The organism is Mesorhizobium amorphae CCNWGS0123 (genome assembly GCF_001686985.1).
In the GTDB taxonomy this organism is placed as follows: Bacteria; Pseudomonadota; Alphaproteobacteria; order Rhizobiales; family Rhizobiaceae; genus Mesorhizobium; species Mesorhizobium amorphae.
Map to the genome: position 1 here is coordinate 60001 of NZ_CP015318.1, position 19769 is coordinate 79769.

General features: G+C 64.4%; 17 protein-coding genes (1 of these 17 running past the window's edge). 3 read left to right on the forward strand and 14 right to left on the reverse strand.

Features of this window, described 5'->3' with window-relative positions; translation table 11 throughout:
- On the forward strand, positions 1-1499 hold the 3' portion of the coding sequence (locus A6B35_RS00240) for a M23 family metallopeptidase (RefSeq protein WP_006205695.1). Its footprint begins 466 nt before the window's first position; the window shows 1499 of its 1965 coding nt (coding positions 467-1965); its start codon lies beyond the left edge, outside the window; the stop codon is at positions 1497-1499.
- Between the two features lie 30 nt (positions 1500-1529).
- On the opposite strand, the gene A6B35_RS00245 is transcribed toward A6B35_RS00240, so the two are convergent.
- The 10 genes from A6B35_RS00245 to A6B35_RS00290 form a co-directional block, all read right to left on the reverse strand.
- Complete coding sequence (locus A6B35_RS00245) at positions 1530-3092, reverse strand: MFS transporter (RefSeq protein ID WP_006205696.1); 1563 nt, start codon at positions 3090-3092, stop codon at positions 1530-1532.
- 99 nt (positions 3093-3191) lie between these two features.
- Positions 3192-3509: a lysozyme inhibitor LprI family protein gene (locus A6B35_RS00250; RefSeq protein WP_244426078.1), complete on the reverse strand. Its 318-nt coding sequence runs from the start codon at positions 3507-3509 to the stop codon at positions 3192-3194.
- Between the two features lie 209 nt (positions 3510-3718).
- Positions 3719-5221, reverse strand: coding sequence for a L,D-transpeptidase family protein (locus tag A6B35_RS00255; RefSeq protein ID WP_006205698.1), 1503 nt, complete (start codon positions 5219-5221; stop codon positions 3719-3721).
- Positions 5222-5421: 200 nt separating this feature from the next.
- A complete protein-coding gene (locus A6B35_RS00260; RefSeq protein WP_006205699.1) occupies positions 5422-5796 on the reverse strand; it encodes an MmcQ/YjbR family DNA-binding protein in 375 nt (124 codons plus the stop codon).
- Positions 5797-5867: 71 nt separating this feature from the next.
- Positions 5868-8474: an ATP-dependent chaperone ClpB gene (gene clpB / locus A6B35_RS00265; protein WP_006205700.1), complete on the reverse strand. Its 2607-nt coding sequence runs from the start codon at positions 8472-8474 to the stop codon at positions 5868-5870.
- Positions 8475-8706: 232 nt separating this feature from the next.
- Positions 8707-9684 carry a DUF4167 domain-containing protein gene (locus tag A6B35_RS00270; protein WP_006205701.1) on the reverse strand — a complete coding sequence of 326 codons (978 nt, stop codon included), beginning with the start codon at positions 9682-9684 and terminating at the stop codon, positions 8707-8709.
- A 328-nt stretch (positions 9685-10012) separates the two neighbouring features.
- Entirely contained in the window at positions 10013-10891 is an 879-nt protein-coding gene (gene prmC, locus A6B35_RS00275; RefSeq protein WP_006205702.1) for a peptide chain release factor N(5)-glutamine methyltransferase, read from the reverse strand.
- Positions 10884-11963 carry a peptide chain release factor 1 gene (gene prfA, locus A6B35_RS00280; protein WP_006205703.1) on the reverse strand — a complete coding sequence of 360 codons (1080 nt, stop codon included), beginning with the start codon at positions 11961-11963 and terminating at the stop codon, positions 10884-10886. Before prfA ends, prmC begins: the two co-directional genes overlap by 8 nt.
- A gap of 8 nt (positions 11964-11971) precedes the next feature.
- A complete protein-coding gene (ptsP, locus tag A6B35_RS00285; protein ID WP_006205704.1) occupies positions 11972-14242 on the reverse strand; it encodes a phosphoenolpyruvate--protein phosphotransferase in 2271 nt (756 codons plus the stop codon).
- An 81-nt stretch (positions 14243-14323) separates the two neighbouring features.
- The gene (locus A6B35_RS00290) at positions 14324-15577 is read right to left on the reverse strand and encodes an aspartate kinase (RefSeq protein WP_065518125.1); all 1254 of its coding nucleotides are present in this window, start codon (positions 15575-15577) and stop codon (positions 14324-14326) included.
- Positions 15578-15856: 279 nt separating this feature from the next.
- Here A6B35_RS00290 and ubiG point away from each other — a divergent pair, with 279 nt between their 5' ends.
- A complete protein-coding gene (gene ubiG, locus A6B35_RS00295; RefSeq protein ID WP_006199929.1) occupies positions 15857-16606 on the forward strand; it encodes a bifunctional 2-polyprenyl-6-hydroxyphenol methylase/3-demethylubiquinol 3-O-methyltransferase UbiG in 750 nt (249 codons plus the stop codon).
- Between the two features lie 6 nt (positions 16607-16612).
- Here ubiG and A6B35_RS00300 read toward each other — a convergent pair whose 3' ends face one another.
- Positions 16613-17527, reverse strand: coding sequence for a DMT family transporter (locus tag A6B35_RS00300; RefSeq protein WP_006199928.1), 915 nt, complete (start codon positions 17525-17527; stop codon positions 16613-16615).
- 100 nt (positions 17528-17627) lie between these two features.
- Here A6B35_RS00300 and A6B35_RS00305 point away from each other — a divergent pair, with 100 nt between their 5' ends.
- Positions 17628-18113, forward strand: a complete 486-nt coding sequence (locus tag A6B35_RS00305) for a MarR family winged helix-turn-helix transcriptional regulator (RefSeq protein WP_006199926.1) — start codon at positions 17628-17630, stop codon at positions 18111-18113.
- 4 nt (positions 18114-18117) lie between these two features.
- Here the strand turns inward: A6B35_RS00305 and A6B35_RS00310 are convergent, their stop codons facing one another.
- From A6B35_RS00310 to grxC, 3 genes are read right to left on the reverse strand one after another with little or no spacing between them, the layout of a single operon-like run.
- The gene (locus A6B35_RS00310) at positions 18118-18543 is read right to left on the reverse strand and encodes a DUF1178 family protein (protein ID WP_006199925.1); all 426 of its coding nucleotides are present in this window, start codon (positions 18541-18543) and stop codon (positions 18118-18120) included.
- Positions 18540-19406 carry a carbon-nitrogen hydrolase family protein gene (locus A6B35_RS00315; protein WP_081482045.1) on the reverse strand — a complete coding sequence of 289 codons (867 nt, stop codon included), beginning with the start codon at positions 19404-19406 and terminating at the stop codon, positions 18540-18542. Before A6B35_RS00315 ends, A6B35_RS00310 begins: the two co-directional genes overlap by 4 nt.
- A gap of 10 nt (positions 19407-19416) precedes the next feature.
- Positions 19417-19686, reverse strand: a complete 270-nt coding sequence (gene grxC / locus A6B35_RS00320; protein ID WP_006199923.1) for a glutaredoxin 3 — start codon at positions 19684-19686, stop codon at positions 19417-19419.
- Positions 19687-19769: the final 83 nt, after the last annotated feature.

Genomic DNA, 19769 nt, shown 5'->3' on the forward strand with positions numbered 1-19769 from the left:
ACGACAATGCCGGCCAGCCGGCGACCGCCGCCGCCGCCGGTCAGATCTATGGCGCCAAGGTCGAAAGCGAGATGAGCCTGAAGACGATCGATTTCCCGATCGAGACGGCATCCTTCGACGAAAAGAGCGACCTCTCCGCCGACGAGGTGGAAAAGGTCGTGCGCGAGGCCGGCACGGACCTCAGCGACGGCGCCATTCAGGTGGCCTCGCTGCATTATGTCGACCCGCAGCGGTTCGGCGACGCCTTCGCCGAATCGATGGCCGGGTCCTATGACGTCAAGATCGTGCCGGAGAATGTCTCGGTGTCGCCGCGGGTCGTCGCTGACGATCAGACGCCGGCATTCGCCGAGGAAATCATCCCCTTCACCAAGGATCTCGACATCACAGAGGCCTTCGCTGATTCGGGCTATACCGGCCCGGACGCCACCGGCATGGCCGAGGCGGTCGGCAAGCTCTTGAACGCGCCGGCGCTGAAGGCCGGAACCGTGCTGCGCGTCGGGCTCGAGATCCATGGCGATGCGGCCAAGGTGGTTCGCACCAGCGTTTACGACCGGACCCAGCACATCGTCACCATCGCGCTCGACGATCGCGGCCAGTATGTGCCGGCGCAGGAGCCAGAGCCCAATCCCGAATTGCTGACGGCATTCGACGATTCGCCGCCGGTGGTGGTGCGCGGCAACCTGCCGAACGTCTATGACGGCATCTACCGTGCGGCCTATTCCTACGGCATGTCGAAAAAGCTGACCCAGCAACTGGTGCGGCTGCTGGCTTCCGGCGTCGACTTCCAGTCACGGCTGAGCCCCGCGGACCGTATCGACGTCCTGTTTTCGCAACCGGACGGCGACGACCAGGCTTCCGACGAATCCCAACTGCTCTACGTCTCGGCGACCTTCGGTGGGCAGACGCGCAATTTCTATCGCTTCCAGATGCAGGATGGCAGCAGCGACTATTTCGACGAGGACGGCTCGAGCGCCCAGCAGTTCCTGTTGCGAAATCCGCTGCCGGCCGGGAAATTCCGCTCCGGCTTCGGCGCGCGCCGCCACCCGATCCTCGGCTATGTCCGTATGCATACCGGCGTCGACTGGGCAGCCCCGATCGGCACGCCGATCATCGCCGCCGGCAACGGCGTCATCGAGAAGGCCGGCTGGGCCGGTGGCTACGGCAAGCAGATCATCATCCGCCATGCCAATGGCTACGAGACGTCCTACAATCACCAGAGCGCCTTTGCCAAAGGCATGGAGCCGGGCGCCCATGTCCGCCAGGGCCAGACCATCGGCTTTCTCGGTCAGACCGGCCTCGCCACCGGCCCGCATCTTCATTACGAGCTGATCGTCAACGGCACCAAGGTCGACCCGATGCGTGTCCGCCTGCCGGTCGGCAAGGTGCTGAAAGGCGATGACTTGGTTGCGTTCAAGCGTGAACGCGAGCGCATCGACGACCTGCTCAAGCAGGAAGACAACAATCCGCTGAAGGTCGCCAGCGCCAAGGTCGAAGGGTAGACCTGCGTTCCGAATCAGTTGCGCGCCGAATCAGTCCGGCGAATCATCCGTGCCGCGCGACCATGGCAGTGCCCGTCCCGAAACAGTCATCCAGGCAATGACCGCCGATAGCAGGCAAAGCAGCGCGGTGACCCAGGCGACGGCCGCGAAGGCCGCGTCGCTGGCGGCGAGCCTGGTTGCATCGAGTTCGGGCGGCAGCCCTGCCAATGCCGGTTCGCCGAAACCCGGAATGCCCGGCCTGACGCCGGTGTCCAACATCGTCGAGTAGACCCAGGCCGCGAGCGACCCCATCGCCGCCACCGCGATCAGGCCACCGATGCGCGAGACGGCGTTGTTGATTCCCGAGGCGGCACCGGTGTCCTTGTCCTCGACCGCCGTCATGATCGCGGTCGATAGCGGCGACACGACCAGCGCCATGCCGAGCCCCATCAGCGCCATCAGCGGAAACACGCCGGTCCAGAAATTGTGGATCCCGGCATGGGCGAGCAGCGCAAGCCCGGCAAAGGCGAAGGCAACGACCACACTGCCGCCGGCGATCGGAAAGCGCGGCCCGATTCGGTCGGACCACTGGCCGACCGGCCCCGACAGCAGCGCGATCGACGCCGACAGCGGCAGGAAGATGAAGCCGACCTCGGCCGTGCTCAGCCCCCAGCCGGCGATCAGCAGCATCGGCAGGTAGAACAGATTGGCCGACAGCGCGAAATAGAGGAAGAAGGTCGCGACATTGGCGCCGGCGAAGGCGCCGATGCGAAACAGTTTGAGATCGATCATTGGCTCGCGCTGCCGCAGTTCGAAGGCGATGAAGACGACAAGCAGAACGGCGCCGGCGGCAATGCTTGGACCAGACATGTGGCCGCTGCCTTCGGCGCTCATCGAGGTCAGCCCGTAGGCCAGCGATCCGAAGGCCAGCGTTGCCAGTGCTGCACCGCCGAGATCGAGGCTTCGCTTTTCCGTCGGCTCATCGGCCGGAACCTTGGTCAGGAGAAGATAGATCGAGAGCAGTCCGAGCGGCAGGTTGATGGCAAAGATCGCCCGCCAGATCCAGTCGCCGAAGGTCGACAGCACCAGCCCGCCCAGCACCGGGCCAAGCGCCGTCGTCAGTGCCGAGGCCGCCGCCCAGATGCCGATCGCCTGGCCGCGCTCCTTTTTCGGATAGGCCTTGGCGATGATGGCGAGACTGCCCGGCACCATGATCGCGGCGCCGATGCCTTGCAGGGCGCGAAACGCAATCAGCACGCCGGCATTGGGCGCCACCGCGCAGGCGAGAGACGCGGCAATGAACAGGGCAATGCCGACGACGAAGGCGAGCCGGAGGCCGAATCGGTCGCCCGCAGCACCTCCGGCAAGAATCAGCGCCGAAAGCGTCAGCGCATAGGCGTTGGAAATCCATTGCGCCTCGGCGAGACTGGCACCAAGATCGACGCGTATCGCCGGGGTGGCGATGGCCAGGATCGAGCCGTCGATGAAGCCGAGCGCCGACGCCAGGATCGCCGCGATCAGCACGAACCTGCGCCGCGTCTGCGGACAGAACGTGGCGTTCGCGCGCGGCGCGGTCGATACAGAATCAGCGGTCGCTTCATTCGTGCTTGGCATGGATGCCTGCTTAGCCGTCCGACGCACTGGCAACAACGAGCCACAGGATCGCTGTTCTTGAAACCAGATTGCACTGGCCGTATGGCGAGGCGGGCTTCGTCATCCATGGCCGTCGCGAACGCGTCGCTCCAGGGCGAGCGTGCGCTTGGTGATGTCGTCCAACTCGAAACCTTGCGAGACCATGAAGGCTCCGGATCCGGTGTCCGGATCGACGGTAAGGCGGTGGGTTTCCTTCAGGTGATGGCGAAGCCAGGCTTTCTGTTCCGCTTGCAGCCTTGCGCGTCTTGCACCGCTTTCGCGATGCAGCAGCGTCTGATAGGCGGCATTCAACCTGGCATCCCACTTGTCGATTTCAACCTTCCCGCAGTCCAGCATTTCTTCCGAAACACCGTTTGTGCGATCGACGCATGCCGCCATCTCGTCGTCCGACTGCGCATTTGCGGATTGGCCAAGCATCAAAAGCAGGCCGGCAAGAGCATATTTCGCGGTCATTGTGCCACCTGCTTTGCAATGTGACGCTTGATAGCGGATCGTGACAGTAAGCCCTGAACGTCGAAGTGGCGATCAGCAGCGGCACGGCGCATTCTGCTGGCGATTCGCCGTCCTACACCACCGCGCCACGCAGCTCACTGCTGCGCAACATCATCGGCTGAGGACCCGCCGACGAACTCGACGGTAACCCCCGGCGACACCAGCTTGGCCAGTTCACGCGCGTCCCAGTTGGTCAGGCGCACACAGCCATGGCTCTCGGTCTTGCCTATCTTCGACGGATCGGGCGTGCCGTGGATGCCGTAGGTCGGCTTGTCCAGCGCGATCCACACCGAGCCGACCGGGCCGTTCGGGCCTGGCGGGATGGTCAGGATCTTGTCGTTCTGCCCCTGCTTGAAATTGATGCTCGGATTGTAGGTGTAGTTGGGGTCGAGCGCGACCCGCGATACCGTGTGGATGCCGGAGGGTGACGGCGTGTCCGAAGAACCGATCGTGGCCGGATAGGCCGCCACCAGCTTGCCTCCAGCGTCATAGGCAAACACTTCTTTCTTGCCCTTGTCGGCAACGATGCGGGCAACCGGGGTCGACACCAGCCTGCCGAAATTGGCAACCTTGATAATGGTGCCGGGGCGGTTGAAGTTGGCCTCCGGATTGAGCGCCTTGAAATAATTCTCGTCCATGTGGAAGCGCTCCGCCAGCGCTTCGGTCACCGAAGTGTAGCCCATGCGGTCGAGCTGCGCCTTCTGGCTGTAGTCTTCCGGTATCGAGGCGACATAGGGACCGGCCGCGTCCTCGGCCGTGATCGTGTAGTTTGCGAAGGCATCGCCGCCGGATTGCGCGAGCGCTGCCTGGATGCCGACCGCATCGGTCGACTTGAGATTGCTGCCGGTGATCTCGTTGTAGGCGGCTACAGCCTTATCGACATTGGAGCCGAATCGCCCGTCGATGACGCCGGGCGAGGCGCCGGCACGATCGAGCAGGACCTGCAAGGCCGCCACATCCTGACGTGTGCCGAGCGAAAGCGACGGATCGACGACTGTCTTGCCGTCAACCTTCGGCGGCAGCGCTGCCTCGTCGCCCGGTGCCGCCGGCTGGAGCGGATCTATCGAAGCCTCGTCGAGCGGCTGGCGCTTGATGCCGTCCGGTTGATCAGGCTGGGGCTCGTCCGGATAAGTGTTGCCGTAGGTCCCCTCGTCCCGGGGCGCGTCCGGAAAGACCTGATCCGAATTGTCGCCATAGGGATCGTTTTCGTCGACCGGCGGCGGGATGACCGTGCCTTCCTCTTCCAGCTGCTTGCGGCGAAAGCGGGCCATGTCCTCGGGATCGTCGAGATAGTAGCGGTCCTCGTCCTCGACCGGCGCGCGCCCGAGCTGCTGCATCCGCAACTGGCGGCGCAGCGCACGGCGGTCGAGCCTGGTCTGCGGCGGCTGGATGGCGATGACCTTGCCGGTATCGGCATCGACGATGACGCGGTTGCCCCTGGCGTCGTAATAGACGTCGAGATTGCCGTCCTGGGCGAGAAGGATCCCGCCGGAATTGGCGGCGCGGGTTCGTGCTCCTTCCTCACCCGGCGCGGCGAACACGCCGGAAGACACCAGTCCGGCGGCGAGTGCCGAAAGGCAGAAGATGGTGCGCAGCATTGTAGCCAAACTCTCCGGTCCGTAATTGCCGCCGCCCGGCACAGTCCCTTTACGGCGAACCCCTTCGCCAGCAAACCATTTACCAAGCTTAAGGTTCCAATATGAACCGGGCATGAAGATGGCGGATTTCCGGCGGCTAAACCATGATCCCGAGCCGAAGGTCAGCGCAGCAAAAAGTGGAATCCGGTTTTCGGAAAAGATCATGGTCGAGGGGAAAGAGGCAGGCCAAGTTCCTTGCGTGCCTGTTTCGTCAGCTTGAGGACGACGAGGCGATGGCTCTCGCCGACATAGTCCTTCAGCGCGGCATCATCCATGCTCTGGCTTGTCTGACGCTGGATCCATTTCATGCCGCGCGAGGCGAGGTAGGGCGCCGGCCGAAGGCCCGGCTGCTCCTTCAGCACGTCATAGGCGATTTCAGAGCATTTGAAGGTGACGAAAAGCTGCCCGCCATCGTTCCAGCCGCCGATCGCAAAGACCTTGCCGCCGACCTTCCAGACATGGGCGCCGCCCCACTGGACGACATGGGTCGTCTGCGGCAGCGAGGCGCAGAAGCCGTTGTAGTCGTCCAGCGTCATCCGTGCCTCATTGTTTCAAACAGGAAAGAGCGGCCAAGCACGCTTCGCCGCTCCGGGTAAGGCAAAACGGCTCAGGCCGCCGCCTCGGTCGCGACGACCGTAGGCTTCGATCGAAAATTCAACCGATCGGAACCGGCGGTGACCTTGACCGTCGAGCCGTCGAGGATCTCGCCGAGCAAGATCCTTTCCGCCAGCGGGTCCTGCAGTTCCTTCTGCATCACCCGCTTCAGCGGCCGCGCGCCATAGGCCGGGTCGTAACCCTTGGCCGCCAGCCAGTCGATCGCCTCCTGGTCCAGCGCCAGCGTGATCTTGCGATCGACGAGCAGGTTCTCCAGCCGCTTGAGCTGGATCTCGACGATGCGGCCCATATCCTGCCGACGCAGCCGGTGGAACAGGATCACTTCGTCGACGCGGTTGAGGAATTCCGGCCGGAACGACGCCCTGACGACGCCCATCACCTCGTCGCGCACGGCATCGACATCCTGATCCTCGCCGAGGCTGACCAGATATTCGGCGCCGAGGTTCGACGTCATGATGATCAGCGTGTTGCGGAAATCGACCGTGCGGCCCTGCCCGTCGGTGAGCCGCCCGTCGTCGAGCACCTGCAACAGCACGTTGAACACGTCCGGATGCGCCTTCTCGATCTCATCGAACAGCACGACCTGATAGGGCCGGCGCCGCACCGCTTCTGTCAGCGCGCCGCCTTCCTCATAGCCGACATAGCCGGGAGGTGCGCCGATCAGCCGGGCGACCGAATGCTTTTCCATGAACTCCGACATGTCGATGCGCACCATGGCGCTCTCGTCGTCGAACAGGAAGTTCGCCAGCGCCTTGGTCAGCTCGGTCTTGCCGACGCCGGTCGGACCGAGGAACATGAACGAGCCGATCGGCCGGTTCGGGTCCTGCAGGCCCGCGCGAGCCCGGCGCACGGCTTTCGACACGGCCTGCACCGCCTCGCCCTGGCCGACGACACGCTTGCCGATCTCGTCTTCCATGCGCAGCAGCTTGTCGCGCTCGCCTTCCAGCATCTTGTCGACCGGAATGCCGGTCCAGCGCGACACGATATGGGCGACGTGATCAGGGGTGACCACCTCTTCGACCATGCCGACCTTGCCGTCCTGCGCCTCAGCCTCCTTCAGCTTCTTTTCCAGCTCGGGGATGCGGCCATAGGCAAGCTCGCCGGCGCGCTGGAACTCGCCCTTGCGCTGGGCGATGGCCAGTTCGTTGCGCGCCTCGTCGAGCTGCTTCTTGAGATCGGCGGCCAGCCCGAGTTTCTGTTTCTCGGCCTGCCACTTCGAGGTCAGCCCGGTCGATTCCTCTTCCAGCTCGGCGAGCTCTTTTTCGAGACGGGCGAGCCGGTCCTTGGACGCATCGTCCTTCTCGACCTTGAGCGCTTCGCGCTCGATCTTGAGCTGCATGATGCGGCGGTCGACCTCGTCCAGCGCCTCGGGCTTGGAATCGACCTGCATCCTCAATCGCGACGCGGCCTCGTCGACAAGATCGATCGCCTTGTCCGGCAGGAAGCGGTCGGCGATGTAGCGGTTCGACAGCGTCGCCGCGGCAACCAGCGCCGAATCGGAGATGCGCACCTTGTGGTGCTGCTCGTATTTCTCCTTCAGGCCGCGCAGGATCGAGACGGTGTCCTCGACCGTCGGCTCGTTGACGAACACCGGTTGGAAACGGCGGGCAAGGGCGGCGTCCTTCTCGACATGCTTGCGGTACTCGTCGAGCGTGGTCGCGCCGACGCAGTGCAGTTCGCCACGCGCCAGCGCCGGCTTCAGCAGGTTCGACGCATCCATCGCCCCGTCGGCCTTGCCGGCACCGACCAGCGTGTGCATCTCGTCGATGAACAGGATGATGCCGCCGGCGGCAGCGGTCACCTCGTTGAGCACAGCCTTCAGCCGCTCCTCGAACTCGCCGCGATACTTGGCGCCGGCAATCAGCGCGCCCATGTCGAGCGCCATCAATTGCTTGTCCTTCAGCGATTCCGGCACGTCGCCATTGACGATGCGCAGCGCCAGCCCTTCGGCGATCGCCGTCTTGCCGACGCCGGGCTCGCCGATCAGCACCGGATTGTTCTTGGTTCGGCGCGACAGCACCTGGATGGTGCGCCTGATCTCGTCGTCGCGGCCGATGACCGGATCGAGCTTGCCGGCGCGGGCATCGGCCGTCAGGTCGCGCGCGTACTTCTTCAGCGCATCGTAGCCCTGCTCGGCGCTCGCCGAATCGGCTGTGCGGCCTTTGCGGACCTCGTTGATGACCTGGTTCAGCGCCTGCGCGGTGACGCCCGCCTTGCTCAGAATCTCGGCGCTCTTGGCCGACTTCTCCATGGCCAGCGCCTGCAGCAGCCGCTCGACCGTGACGAAGCTGTCGCCGGCCTTCTTGGCCAGATCTTCGGCGGTCGAGAACACCTTGGCCAAAGGCTGCGCCAGATAGAGCTGGCCATTGCCGCCTTCCACCTTGGGCATTGCATCGAGCGCCGATTCGACGCCGAGCTTGACATCGCGGACATTGCCGCCGGCGCGCTCGATCAGCGACGCGGCCAAGCCCTCATCGTCATCGACGAGCACTTTCAGCATATGTTCGGGGGTGAATTGCTGGTGATTGCGCGAGAGCGCCATAGTCTGCGCGGACTGGATGAAACCACGCACGCGCTCTGAGTATTTCTCAAGGTTCATATCTGTCTCCTTCCATCACCGGCCCGCTTTGCGGCACCGGATCAGATTGCGGTGACGGAGCCGCTCCTTCGAGCCGGATCCTGTTCAGGCGAGATATGGTGCAGGGGCAATGGGCACTCAAGACGTCCAGATGACTGGGAACGCATATTATTCCACGGGCGTGTAAACAAAAACGGCGGAGATTTCTCTCCGCCGTTCAATGGCCTGAAAGCCCTGTTCGAGCTGGATTCGATCAGTTGTCGACGTCGACGATGACCGGGTCGTTGGTGTTACCTTCGGCCGGCGCGGCATTCACCTCATCGCCACCGGCATTGTCGCTGCCGCCATCGGTCTGATTGTCCGCCTGGTCGGCAGTTGTGCGCGGACGGCGCGGGCGCCGCGGACGGCGTGCGCCACTGTCGGCGGCGGCTTCGTTGCGCTCCGCCTGAGCGGCAAGACCGGCCGGCGAAAAATTGTCGAACAACGGCGCGGTCTCGGCCGAAAAAGTCGGCTCTGCCGACGCGGTGAAAGTAGGTTCAGCCTGGGGCACGAAACCAGTTTCGGCCTGGGGCACGAAGCTCGTTTCGGCCTGGGACACGCCTTCCGCCTGCACCGGCGTCTCGCTGGACCGGTTCTGGTCGAAGCGCTGGCCGCCCTGTTCGCCGCGCGAATTATGGTCGCCGCGCTGGCCATTCTGGCCATAGCCGCCATTGGGGCGGCGGTCGCGGTGGCGCCCGCCATTGTCGCGACCGTTGTTGTCGCGGTTGTTGCGATTGTCGCGGCCGCTTTCCTGGTTGAAAGCCACTTCGGCCGGCGTGCCCTCGATCACTGGCTGTGGGCCGGCGCCGTGGCTTGCCGCCTGATTGTCGCTGACATTGCTGCCGCTGTTGCCGGCATTGTCGAACTCGTCGCGATCTTCGTCGCCGTCGTCGTCGAAGTCGTCGCGGTTCTGCTGGACGTTCTGGATCGGCATCTGTGCCTGGGCGGCGGCAATGATGCGATTGTAGTGTTCGGCGTGCTGGAGATAGTTCTCCGCCATCACCCGGTCGCCGGAGCTTTGCGCGTCACGGGCGAGTGTGGCGTATTTCTCGGCGATCTGCTGAGCCGATCCGCGGATCTTCACATCCGGGCCGTTGCTCTCGTAGTTGCGCGTCAGGGGATTGGGACCCTTGCGGTTGTTGTTGTTATTATTATTGCCACCGCCGCCGCCATTGTTGTTGCGACCGCGCATGCGCCTGTTCTGCTGTTGTGGCCTCATTCGACTCTCTTCAGTGTGAAATTTTCGAAAACTCTTCACGAACGGAGGCGCTCATGCAGCCAGCCGTTTCGTTTCTTCACCGGCGTTCGCCCGCATCAATTGCGTTGGCGCCACGTGCCATCCTGTTCCGGTTACATCACTTGCCGGACGATTCCCGCACGAAGCTTGGGCGTCGTTTGCGCAAGAAGGCAGCTATTTCCAAGGAAAACCGAATCGCTAAGAGCACTGCCTGCTTCGTCTCATCCGGTTAAGGCGACCCTAGCCGCATTCCCCGGCATTGCCAAGCCCTTTTTGCACTGCATCAGGGCTTTGTCCGTTCAAACACCAGAACCCTGTCGTTTCCACCAAGGTCACGAAACGCCCCGGCCAGACTGTAGCCGGCTGTCGCGAACATCGCCGTAACCGCATTGCGTTGCGTGTGACCGATCTCGACCGCAACCCTGCCTTGAACTTCCAGAAACCTTGCCGCCTCCGCGGCGATGATCCTGTAGGGGCCAAGACCGTCCGCGCCACCATCCAGGGCCAGATGCGGATCGAAATCGCGGACCTCGTCCTGCAGATTTCCAATGTCTTGGCTTGGTATATAGGGCGGGTTTGCGGCAATTACATGGTACCGGCCCGAAACTTTTGCGAACCAGTCGGACTGCAGCGTCTCGAACCGGCCGGCAAATCCCAACTTCTGGGCATTGCGCCTGGCGGTTGCCAGGGCCTCTTCCGAGAGGTCGACGCCGGTGGCGACCGCACCGGGAACGGCGCTGAGCAATGCCAGCGCGATGGCGCCGGTACCGGTGCCGAGATCGAGAATGCGGCATTCGCCCTGCCGAACCACCGTCGCCCTGACAAAGGGCAGAACCGCCTCGACCAGCGTTTCCGTGTCCGGCCGCGGCTCCAGCGTGTCCGGCGAAAGCTCGAAGCGCAGGCCGTAGAACTCGCGGTAACCGAGGATGCGATGCACCGGTTCGCCCGCGGCACGCCGGTTCAGAGCAGTATCGATTGCGGCCATTGTATTCGCCTCGACGACTAGCTGGGATTCGGCGATGGCCTGGGTGCGGGTCGTGCCCGAAAAATGCTCGACGATCAGCCTGGCGTCCAGCGCCGGGTCGGCCATGCCGGCGGCGGCAAGACGGTCGCGCGCCGCCCGCAGCAGCGGCCCGAGCGTCCCGGGCAAACTGTCAGCCATCGACGCCCATATCGGCGAGCAGCTTCGACTGGTGATCGGCGATCAGCGCGTCGATGACCTCGTCAAGCTCGCCCATCATCACCCGCTCGAGCTTGTAGAGCGTCAGGTTGATGCGATGGTCGGTGAGACGCCCTTGCGGGAAATTGTAGGTGCGGATGCGTTCCGACCTGTCACCAGAGCCGACTTGCGACTTGCGTGATTCGGAGCGTTCCTCGTCCGCCTTGCCGCGTTCGAGATCGTAAAGCCTGGCCCGCAGGATCTGCATGGCGCGCGCCCGGTTCTGGTGCTGCGACTTTTCCGCCTGCACCACCATGATGCCGGTCGGCAGATGGGTGATGCGCACCGCCGAATCGGTGGTGTTGACGTGCTGGCCGCCGGAGCCCGAGGCGCGCATCGTGTCGATGCGGATGTCTTCGGCGCGAATCTCGATATCGACCTCTTCGGCTTCCGGCAGCACGGCAACGGTTGCCGCCGAAGTGTGGATGCGCCCGCCGGCCTCGGTCGCCGGCACGCGCTGCACGCGGTGTACGCCGGACTCGAATTTCAGATGCGCGAACACGCCCTTGCCCGACACGGTGGCGATGATTTCCTTGTAGCCGCCGACCTCGCCGTCGCTGGCCGAGGCCACTTCGAAACGCCAGCCGCGCGATGCCGCGTAGCGCTCGTACATGCGAAACAGGTCGCCGGCGAACAGCGCTGCCTCGTCGCCGCCGGTGCCGGCGCGGATTTCGAGGATGGCGTTCTTCTCGTCGGCGGCGTCCTTGGGCAAAAGCAGGATCTGGATGTCCTTCTGCAGCGCCTCGATGCGCTCCTTGACCTCGGGCAGGTCGGCCTCTGCCAATGCCCGCATCTCGGCGTCGGTGCCCTTGTCGGCGAGCATCGCCTCCAGGTCGGCCTGTTCGTGCTCGGCCGCGCGTAGCGCCCTGATCCTGGCCACCATCTCCTGGATGTCGGCATATTCGGACGCCATGCGGACATAGGCATCCGCCGCCGGCCCGGCCGACATCTGCGCTTCGAGCATGTCGAAACGCTTGACGACTTGATCCATACGGTCGCGGGGCAGGTTGATCATGGCGGATGCTATAGCGGGATAGAGCGGTCGTCGGCAAAGGCCTGCAGCAACGCCCGCATCGGCAGGCCGTGAGCGGGCGCCATGAGATTGTCGTCGAAGAAGGCCTGCAGCTCGTCCAGCGGCAGTTCGGTCAGCATCGCCTTGACCGGGCCGATCGAGGCCGGCGACATCGAGATCGAGCGGTAGCCGAGGCCGATCAGCGCCATCGCGGATATGGGTTTGCCGGCCAGTTCGCCGCAGAGCGTCACCGGCGTGTGGTTGCGCGCACCGGCGTCGGCGATCTGCTTCAGCACCCGCAGGAACGGCGTCGACAGCGTGTCGAAGCGGTCGGACAATTGCGTGTTGCCGCGATCGACCGCCATGACGAACTGGAACAGATCGTTGGAGCCGACCGAGACGAAGTCGACCGCCTTCATCAGCTCGTCGAGCTGGAACAGCAGCGACGGCACTTCCAGCATGGCGCCGAGCTTGAGGCTGGTCGGCAGGTGATGGGCGAAGCGTGACAGATGCCGCACCTCGCGGTCGATGATCTCGCGCGCCTGCGAGATCTCGCCGAGTTCCGTCACCATCGGCAGCATCAGCTTCAGTTCGCGTCCGCCGGACGCCTTCAGCAGGGCGCGGATCTGCGTCCTGAGCAGGCCGGGACGGTCGAGCGTCAGCCGGATCGCCCGCCAGCCGAGCGCCGGGTTCTCTTCCTGGATCGCGCCCTTGAAGTAGGGCAGCACCTTGTCGCCACCGATATCGATGGTGCGGAAGGTCACCGGCTTGCCGCGCGCCGCGTCGAGCACGTCGCGATAGAGCCGCTCCTGCGCCTCGGCGCGCGGGAAGGTCGAGGCGACCATGAACTGCAGTTCGGTGCGGAACAGGCCAATGCCGGCCGCGCCCGCCTCGGCGAGCTGCGGCAAGTCGACCGCCAAGCCGGCATTCATCAGCAAATCGACCTGGACGCCGTCCTTGGTCATCGACGGCTTCTTGCGCAGTTCCCGGTAGACTTCCTGCCGGCGCGCCCGGAAGCGGACCTTTTCGGCATAGGCGGCTTCGAGGTCTGGCTGTGGCCGCAGGTGGATAATGCCTTCCTCGCCGTCGACGATGATGGCGTCGCCGTTTTCCGCCATGGAAACGGCGCCCTTCATCTGGCCGGCGACCGGGATGCCCATGGCGCGCGCCACGATGACGACATGGCTGGTCGCGGCACCATCTTCCAGCACCACGCCGCGCAGCTTGTCGCGGGGATAATCGAGCAGTTCGGCAGCCCCCATCGAGCGGGCGACGATGATGGCGTCCTTCGGCAGCGAAGCCGCGACATCCTCCGGTCCGCGCCCCATCAGCTGTCGCAGCAGCCGGTTGGCGAGGTCGTCGAAATCGCTCATCCGCTCGCGCAGATAAGGGTCGGTCATGTGCAGCATGCGGGCGCGCATGTCGCTCTGCACCTTTTCGACAGCCGCTTCCGCCGTCAGGCCATTGCGGATCGCCTCTTCCAGCCGGCGCACCCAGCCGCTGTCGTTGGCGAACATGCGATAGGCTTCGAGCACCTCGCGATGCTCGCCCTCGAAGGCGACCTCGCGGCGCTCCAGCATGTCGTCGATGGAGAGCCTGAGCGAGCCGAGCGAGGCCTGCAGCCGGCGCACTTCCTCCTCGCTATCCTCGTTGAACAGATTGGTGACGACGATGCGCGGCTCGTGCAGCACGACGTGGCCGAGCCCGACGCCTTCGTTGAAGGAAAGGCCGGTGAAGCTGACCGGACGGCGCAGGTCGAGTTCGAGTCCCGGCCGGGTGAGCCGGGCGAGGTCGCCCGTGGCGATCATCTCGGCGATCACCATCGCCGTGGTTTCCAGCGCCTCGACCTCGTCGTCGCGGTAGTGACGCATGGTCTTGTTCTGCACCACGAGAACGCCGAGCGTGCGCCCTGCCCGCAGCACCGGCACGCCGAGGAAGGAATTGTAGATCTCCTCCCCGGTCTCCGGCAGGTAGGCGAAGGCCGGATGTTCCTGCGCGTTGGAGAGGTTGAGCGGCCGCGCGCTGGCCGCGATGGTGCCGACCAGGCCTTGCCCGAGCCTGAGCTGCGCCAGATGGACGGCGTTCGGGTTCAGACCCTCGGTGGCGTAGAGCTCGAGCACCGAATCGGCGCGCAGCACATAGAGCGAGCAGACTTCGGCGACCATGTTGGAGGCGATGTCGCGCACGATCCGGTCGAGCCGCTCCTGCGGCTCCAGCGGCTCTTGCATGAGCTCGCGGAGCCGTTTCAGCAGAACGCGCGGGCCACTGGCCGTATCACGCATCGCGGCTTCTTCTCCAATAGAGTCCTTGCCGGCGCAGTTTCAGCTGTGCCCGGCACTCACGCAACAACTGATTCAGTCTTGCTATTGCTTATCCAGACCGTAGACGGAATGCAAAGTGCGAACCGCAAGTTCGGTATACGGACCGTCGATCAGTATCGAAATCTTGATCTCGGAGGTGGTGATGGCCCGAATATTGATCGCCTTGTCGGCCAGCGCCTTGAAGGCAGTGGCGGCGACGCCGGCATGGCTGCGCATGCCGATGCCGATGACCGAGACCTTCGACATGCCGGCTTCCGACTGCACGACGTCGTAGCCGATCGTCGCCTTCAGGCGCTCCAGCACGGCAAGCGCCTTGTCGACGTCGCCGGACGGCACGGTGAAGGTCATATCGGTGAACTTGCCGTCCTCGGAAATGTTCTGGACGATCATGTCGACATTGATGTTGGCCTCGGCCAGCGGCCCGAAAATACCGGCGGCAACGCCGGGGCGGTCGCCGACGCGGCGCAGCGAAATCTGCGCCTCGTCCTTGGCGTAGGCAATTCCGGTGACGACCTGCTGTTCCACGATCTCTTCCTCGTCGCAAATAAGCGTTCCGGGCGGATTGAGCAAATCCCCCATTCCGGGCGCGTCGGGATCGTCGAAGGACGACCGCACGAAGGTACGCACCCTGTGCACCATGGCAAGCTCGACCGAGCGCACCTGCAGCACCTTGGCGCCGAGCGAGGCCATTTCGAGCATTTCCTCAAAGGAAATCTTGGCCAGCCGGCGCGCCTTCGGCTCGATGCGCGGATCGGTCGTGTAGACGCCATCGACATCGGTGTAGATGTCGCAGCGGTCGGCCTTCACCGCCGCCGCGATGGCGACGGCGCTTGTGTCGGAGCCGCCACGGCCGAGCGTGGCGATGCGGTTGTCGGGCCCGATGCCCTGGAAACCGGCGACCACCGCCACCTGGCCCTCGCCGAAGCGCTTGACCAGGAACGCGCCGTCGATGTCCAAAATGCGCGCCGCGCCATGCGCATTGTCGGTCTTGATCGGGATCTGCCAGCCCTGCCAGGAGCGGGCATGCACGCCCATGTTCTGCAGCGTGATCGCCAACAGGCCGGCGGTCACCTGTTCGCCGGAAGCGACGACAGCGTCATATTCGCGCGCGTCATGCATCGGCGAGGCTTCGCGCGTCCAGCCGACAAGCTCATTGGTCTTGCCGGCCATCGCCGAAACCACGACCGCGACCTCATGGCCGGCGTCGACCTCGCGTTTGACGTGACGCGCCACATTGCGGATGCGGGCGATGTCGGCGACGGAGGTTCCGCCGAATTTCATCACGATGCGCGCCATGGAAGCGAAATGCCTTTGACTGAAGCCGGCCTGTGGCCGAATGCGGAAAGAAGCGCCCGGCTTATGCCGGCCGCTGAATGCGCGGCCTCCTTAGCCAAAACAGCAAAGCTTCGCAAGCGACGGGGGAAAGAACGGCCTGGCCGCAATGGCAGTCCTCCTGACAGCTTTTTCATCGGCCTGCCCTGCGGTAAGACAAACAGGAACCTCGAACCGCGAAAATGCCGCCTTGACTTTCTCTGCCCGGCACCCGACTTCCTAGCGTCCGAGGAGACCCGCCCTATGCCAGAGCCCCGACGATCGACGATCGATGCCGGAGAAGTGGAACGCTTCTCGGCACTTGCCGCCGAATGGTGGAACCCGAACGGCAAGTTCCGTCCGCTGCATAAATTCAACCCGGTGCGGCTTTCCTACATCCGCGACCAGGTGGCGGCGCGCTTCGGCCGCGACCCGCGTGCGGCGAGGCCCTTCGAAGGCCTGCGCTTCCTCGACATAGGCTGCGGCGGCGGACTTCTGTGCGAGCCGATGGCGCGGCTCGGCGCCGAAGTGGTCGGCGCCGATGCTTCCGCCACCAACATCGAAGTTGCGAAATTGCACGCGGCCGAGGTCGGCGTCAGCGTCGACTACCGCGCCACGACCGCCGAGGACCTGGCCGACGCCGGCGAGACATTCGACGTCATCCTCAACATGGAAGTGGTGGAGCATGTCGCCGATATCGACCTGTTCGTGGCCAAATGCGGCCAGATGGTCAAGCCGGGCGGCATCATGTTCGTGGCCACCATCAACCGCACGCTGAAGGCGCTCGGCCTTGCCATCATCGGCGCCGAATACGTGCTGCGCTGGCTGCCGCGCGGCACCCACCAGTTCGGCAAGCTGGTTCGCCCGGAAGAGCTGGAAAAGGCACTTGGCACCGCCGGCATGAGCGTCATCGACCGCACCGGCGTCGTCTACCATCCACTCGCCGACCGCTGGCAGCGATCGAAGGACATGGACGTCAACTACATGGTGCTGGCGGAAAAGGGCTCGGTCTGAACCGGCTCACGCCGGCTGACTTTGCGCCTTCGGGCTGGTCTGGCTCTGCGCCTTGGTGGTGATGAAGACGCCGGCGGTGATGATGACCGCACCGGCCCAGGTCAGCAGCTGGTAGTGTTCGCCGAGGAAGATCGTTCCGGCAAACAGGCCGACCGCCGCCGCCACATAGCCGATCTGGCTGAGATAGACCGGGCCGCCGACCGCCTGCAGTCGGAAGAAGAAGACAAACATCGCCGAGGCCGACGCCATTTGGCCGGCGGCCACCAGCGACACGCCGCCAAGCGGGGCGAAGGCCTTGACGCCGAACAGGGCGAGAATCCCGGCAAGCAGCAGCGTGGCCGAGGCCAGATGGCTGCCGACAGCGAGCTCGATCGGACCGGTGCCTTCGGGCCAGTCGACGGTGCGGTAGATGTTGCCGGCGGCAAGGCTGACCGGGATGAGCAGCCCGACCGCCACCCAGAAGAACTCGGCCGGCTGGCCAGCCTCGCCGCGCGTCACGGCGACCATCACCGCGCCGACGAAGCCGACGGCAATGCCGGCGACACCAAGCATGTTGGGTCGCCTGACACCGAGCAGGATCGAGAACACCAGCGTCATAACAGGTGACAGCGTGAACATGATGCCGGTGTAGCCGGCGCCGAGATGCGGAATGGCCGAAAACATCAACAGATTGGGGAAGGCATAGGACACCGCCGCGGTGATGAAGAAATAGCGCAGCCTGTGCGCCGTCAGCTTCACCCCCTGCCCGCGCAGCAGCAAGGCGAGGAGGAGCACGCCGCCGGCGCCGAGCGAAATGACGAAGGCCCAGACCATGGCCGGCACGCCGGCCGCCGTGGCGAGCTTGCCGAACGGCAGCGTCAGACCGAGCAGGCCGCCGGTGACGACCAGCAGGCCGAGCGCCGAATCCCAGAGAAGTTTCATTGGATTGTCCCGTCATTCATCGCGATGCTTGGCCCGCATCATATCTTGAGATAAGATAATACAAAGATTCTTAACGTCAAGATATCTAATGGTGAGATAGATGGACCGCGCCGCAAGGGCGATCGAGCAATGGAAGCGGGAACGGCCGGATCTGGACGTCTCGCCGATGGCCGTGATCGGACGTTTGAACGAAGCCTCTTCGCTGATCGCGCGCGAGCGCCTCGCCCCGCTGTTTGCCCGCTTCGGATTGCAATCCGGCGAATTCGACGTGCTGGCGACGCTGCGCCGGTCCGGCCAGCCTTACGCGCTGACGCCGACCGAGCTCTACGAAGCGACCATGGTCACGTCTGGTGCAATGACCAACCGGCTCGATCGGCTGGAAAAGGCCGGTTTGATCCTGCGCGCGCCGCATCCCAGCGACCGGCGCGGGATTGTGGTGCAACTGACCGGCAAAGGCCTGGCGTTGATCGACGAGGCCCTGACCGCCCACGTCGACAACGAGCACGAAATCCTCGCCGGCCTGTCTGGACCGGAGCGGGAGACGCTCGCCCACCTGCTCGGCAAATTGATCGGCAGCTTGAGCTAGACGCTCAGTTGCGATCGTCGGGAAAACTCGGAATCGGCATGAACTCGACGCCGTCCTCGGCCAGGCTCCTGGCTTCGTCGACCGTCGCCTCGCCATAGATGCCGCGCGGATCGGTTTCGCCGAAATGGATCTTGCGCGCTTCCTCGGCGAACTTGTCGCCGACATAGTCGGCGTTCTCGCGCACCTTCTCGGCCATCGCCTTCAGCTGCGCCAGCGCCTGCTTCTGCGCCTCGCCCATGGCCAGCGCGATCTTTTCCTGCTTGCGCCCTGTCGACACCGCCGGCGCCATCAGCGCCTTCTCGACCTTGTGTGAGCCGCAGCTCGGGCAATCGACGAAGCCACGCTTCTTTTGGCGGTCGAAATCGTCGTTGCTGCGGAACCACGCCTCGAATTCGTGTTCGTGCTCGCAGATCAGGGAGAATCGGATCAAGAAGCCGCACCCCTGAGACGCGGCGCCTCGCCCGAGCCGGCATTGACGGCAAAATCCCGAGCGTTCTTCAGATTGGGGATCTTCCTGCGCGCCGCAAGCGACTGCGCCGGATCGATCTCGGCGACGATCACCGCCGGCTCGTCATGCGCGGCTTCCGCGATGATGCGGCCCCACGGGTCGACGATCAGCGAATGGCCATAGGTCTCGCGACCGTCCTCGTGCAATCCGCCCTGCGCCGCGGCGACGACATAGGCGCCGTTCTCGATGGCGCGGGCCCTGAGCAGCACATGCCAGTGCGCCTCGCCGGTCTGGCGCGTGAAGGCGGCGGGAACGCTCAACAGGTCGGCGCCGGCCAGCGCCTCGGCGCGGAACAGTTGCGGAAAGCGCAAATCATAGCAGACGGCAAAGCCAAGCTTCGCGCCGTCGATCTCGGTGACGACCGCCTCGGTACCGGGCTCGTAGGCGGCGGATTCGCGCCAGCTCTCGCCATTGTCGAGGTCGACGTCGAACATGTGGATCTTGTCGTAGGTGGCAAGCGTGGCGCCATCCGGTCCGAGCAGCAGCGCCCGGTTGGCGAGCTTGCCGTCGGCACGCAGGATGGCGGTCGAACCGATATGCAGGAAGATGCCGAGTTCGCTCGCCAGCCTGCGCGCGGTCGAGACGACGACATCCTTGTCCTCGGAGGTGAAGGAAGCAGCGCGTGCGTCCTTGTCGCGGATCAGCGCACCAGTCATTTCCGGGGTCTGGATGTAGGTCGCACCCTGGCCTGCCGCCTCGCGCACCAGCCGCACCAGATCGATCGCGTTGCGCTCCAGGCTCTCGCCTGAACGCATCTGGATTGCCGCTGCCTTGAAAACACCCATGGTCATGTCCTTATGTGGTCGAGCCGTTGGCAAGCAGCCTGTCCAGACGGCCCTCGGCCTCCAGCTCGTGGAGGTCGTCGGACCCACCGACATGCGTATCGCCGATGAAAATCTGCGGAAAGGTCGATCGGCCACGCGCCCGGGAAATCATTTCCTGGCGCAGTTCCGGCGAGAAGGAGGCGTCGTGCTCCTTGTAGGCGACGCCCTTGCGCTCGAGCAGCCGCTTGGCCGCCGTGCAATAGCCGCACATCATGCGCGTATAGATCGTCACATCGACCATCGGTCAGAAATCCTGCCTATGCATGTCACCCGGAAGCGCGCAGCGCTTCTGGGACAATGGCATTCACAAAAACAACAATTCCA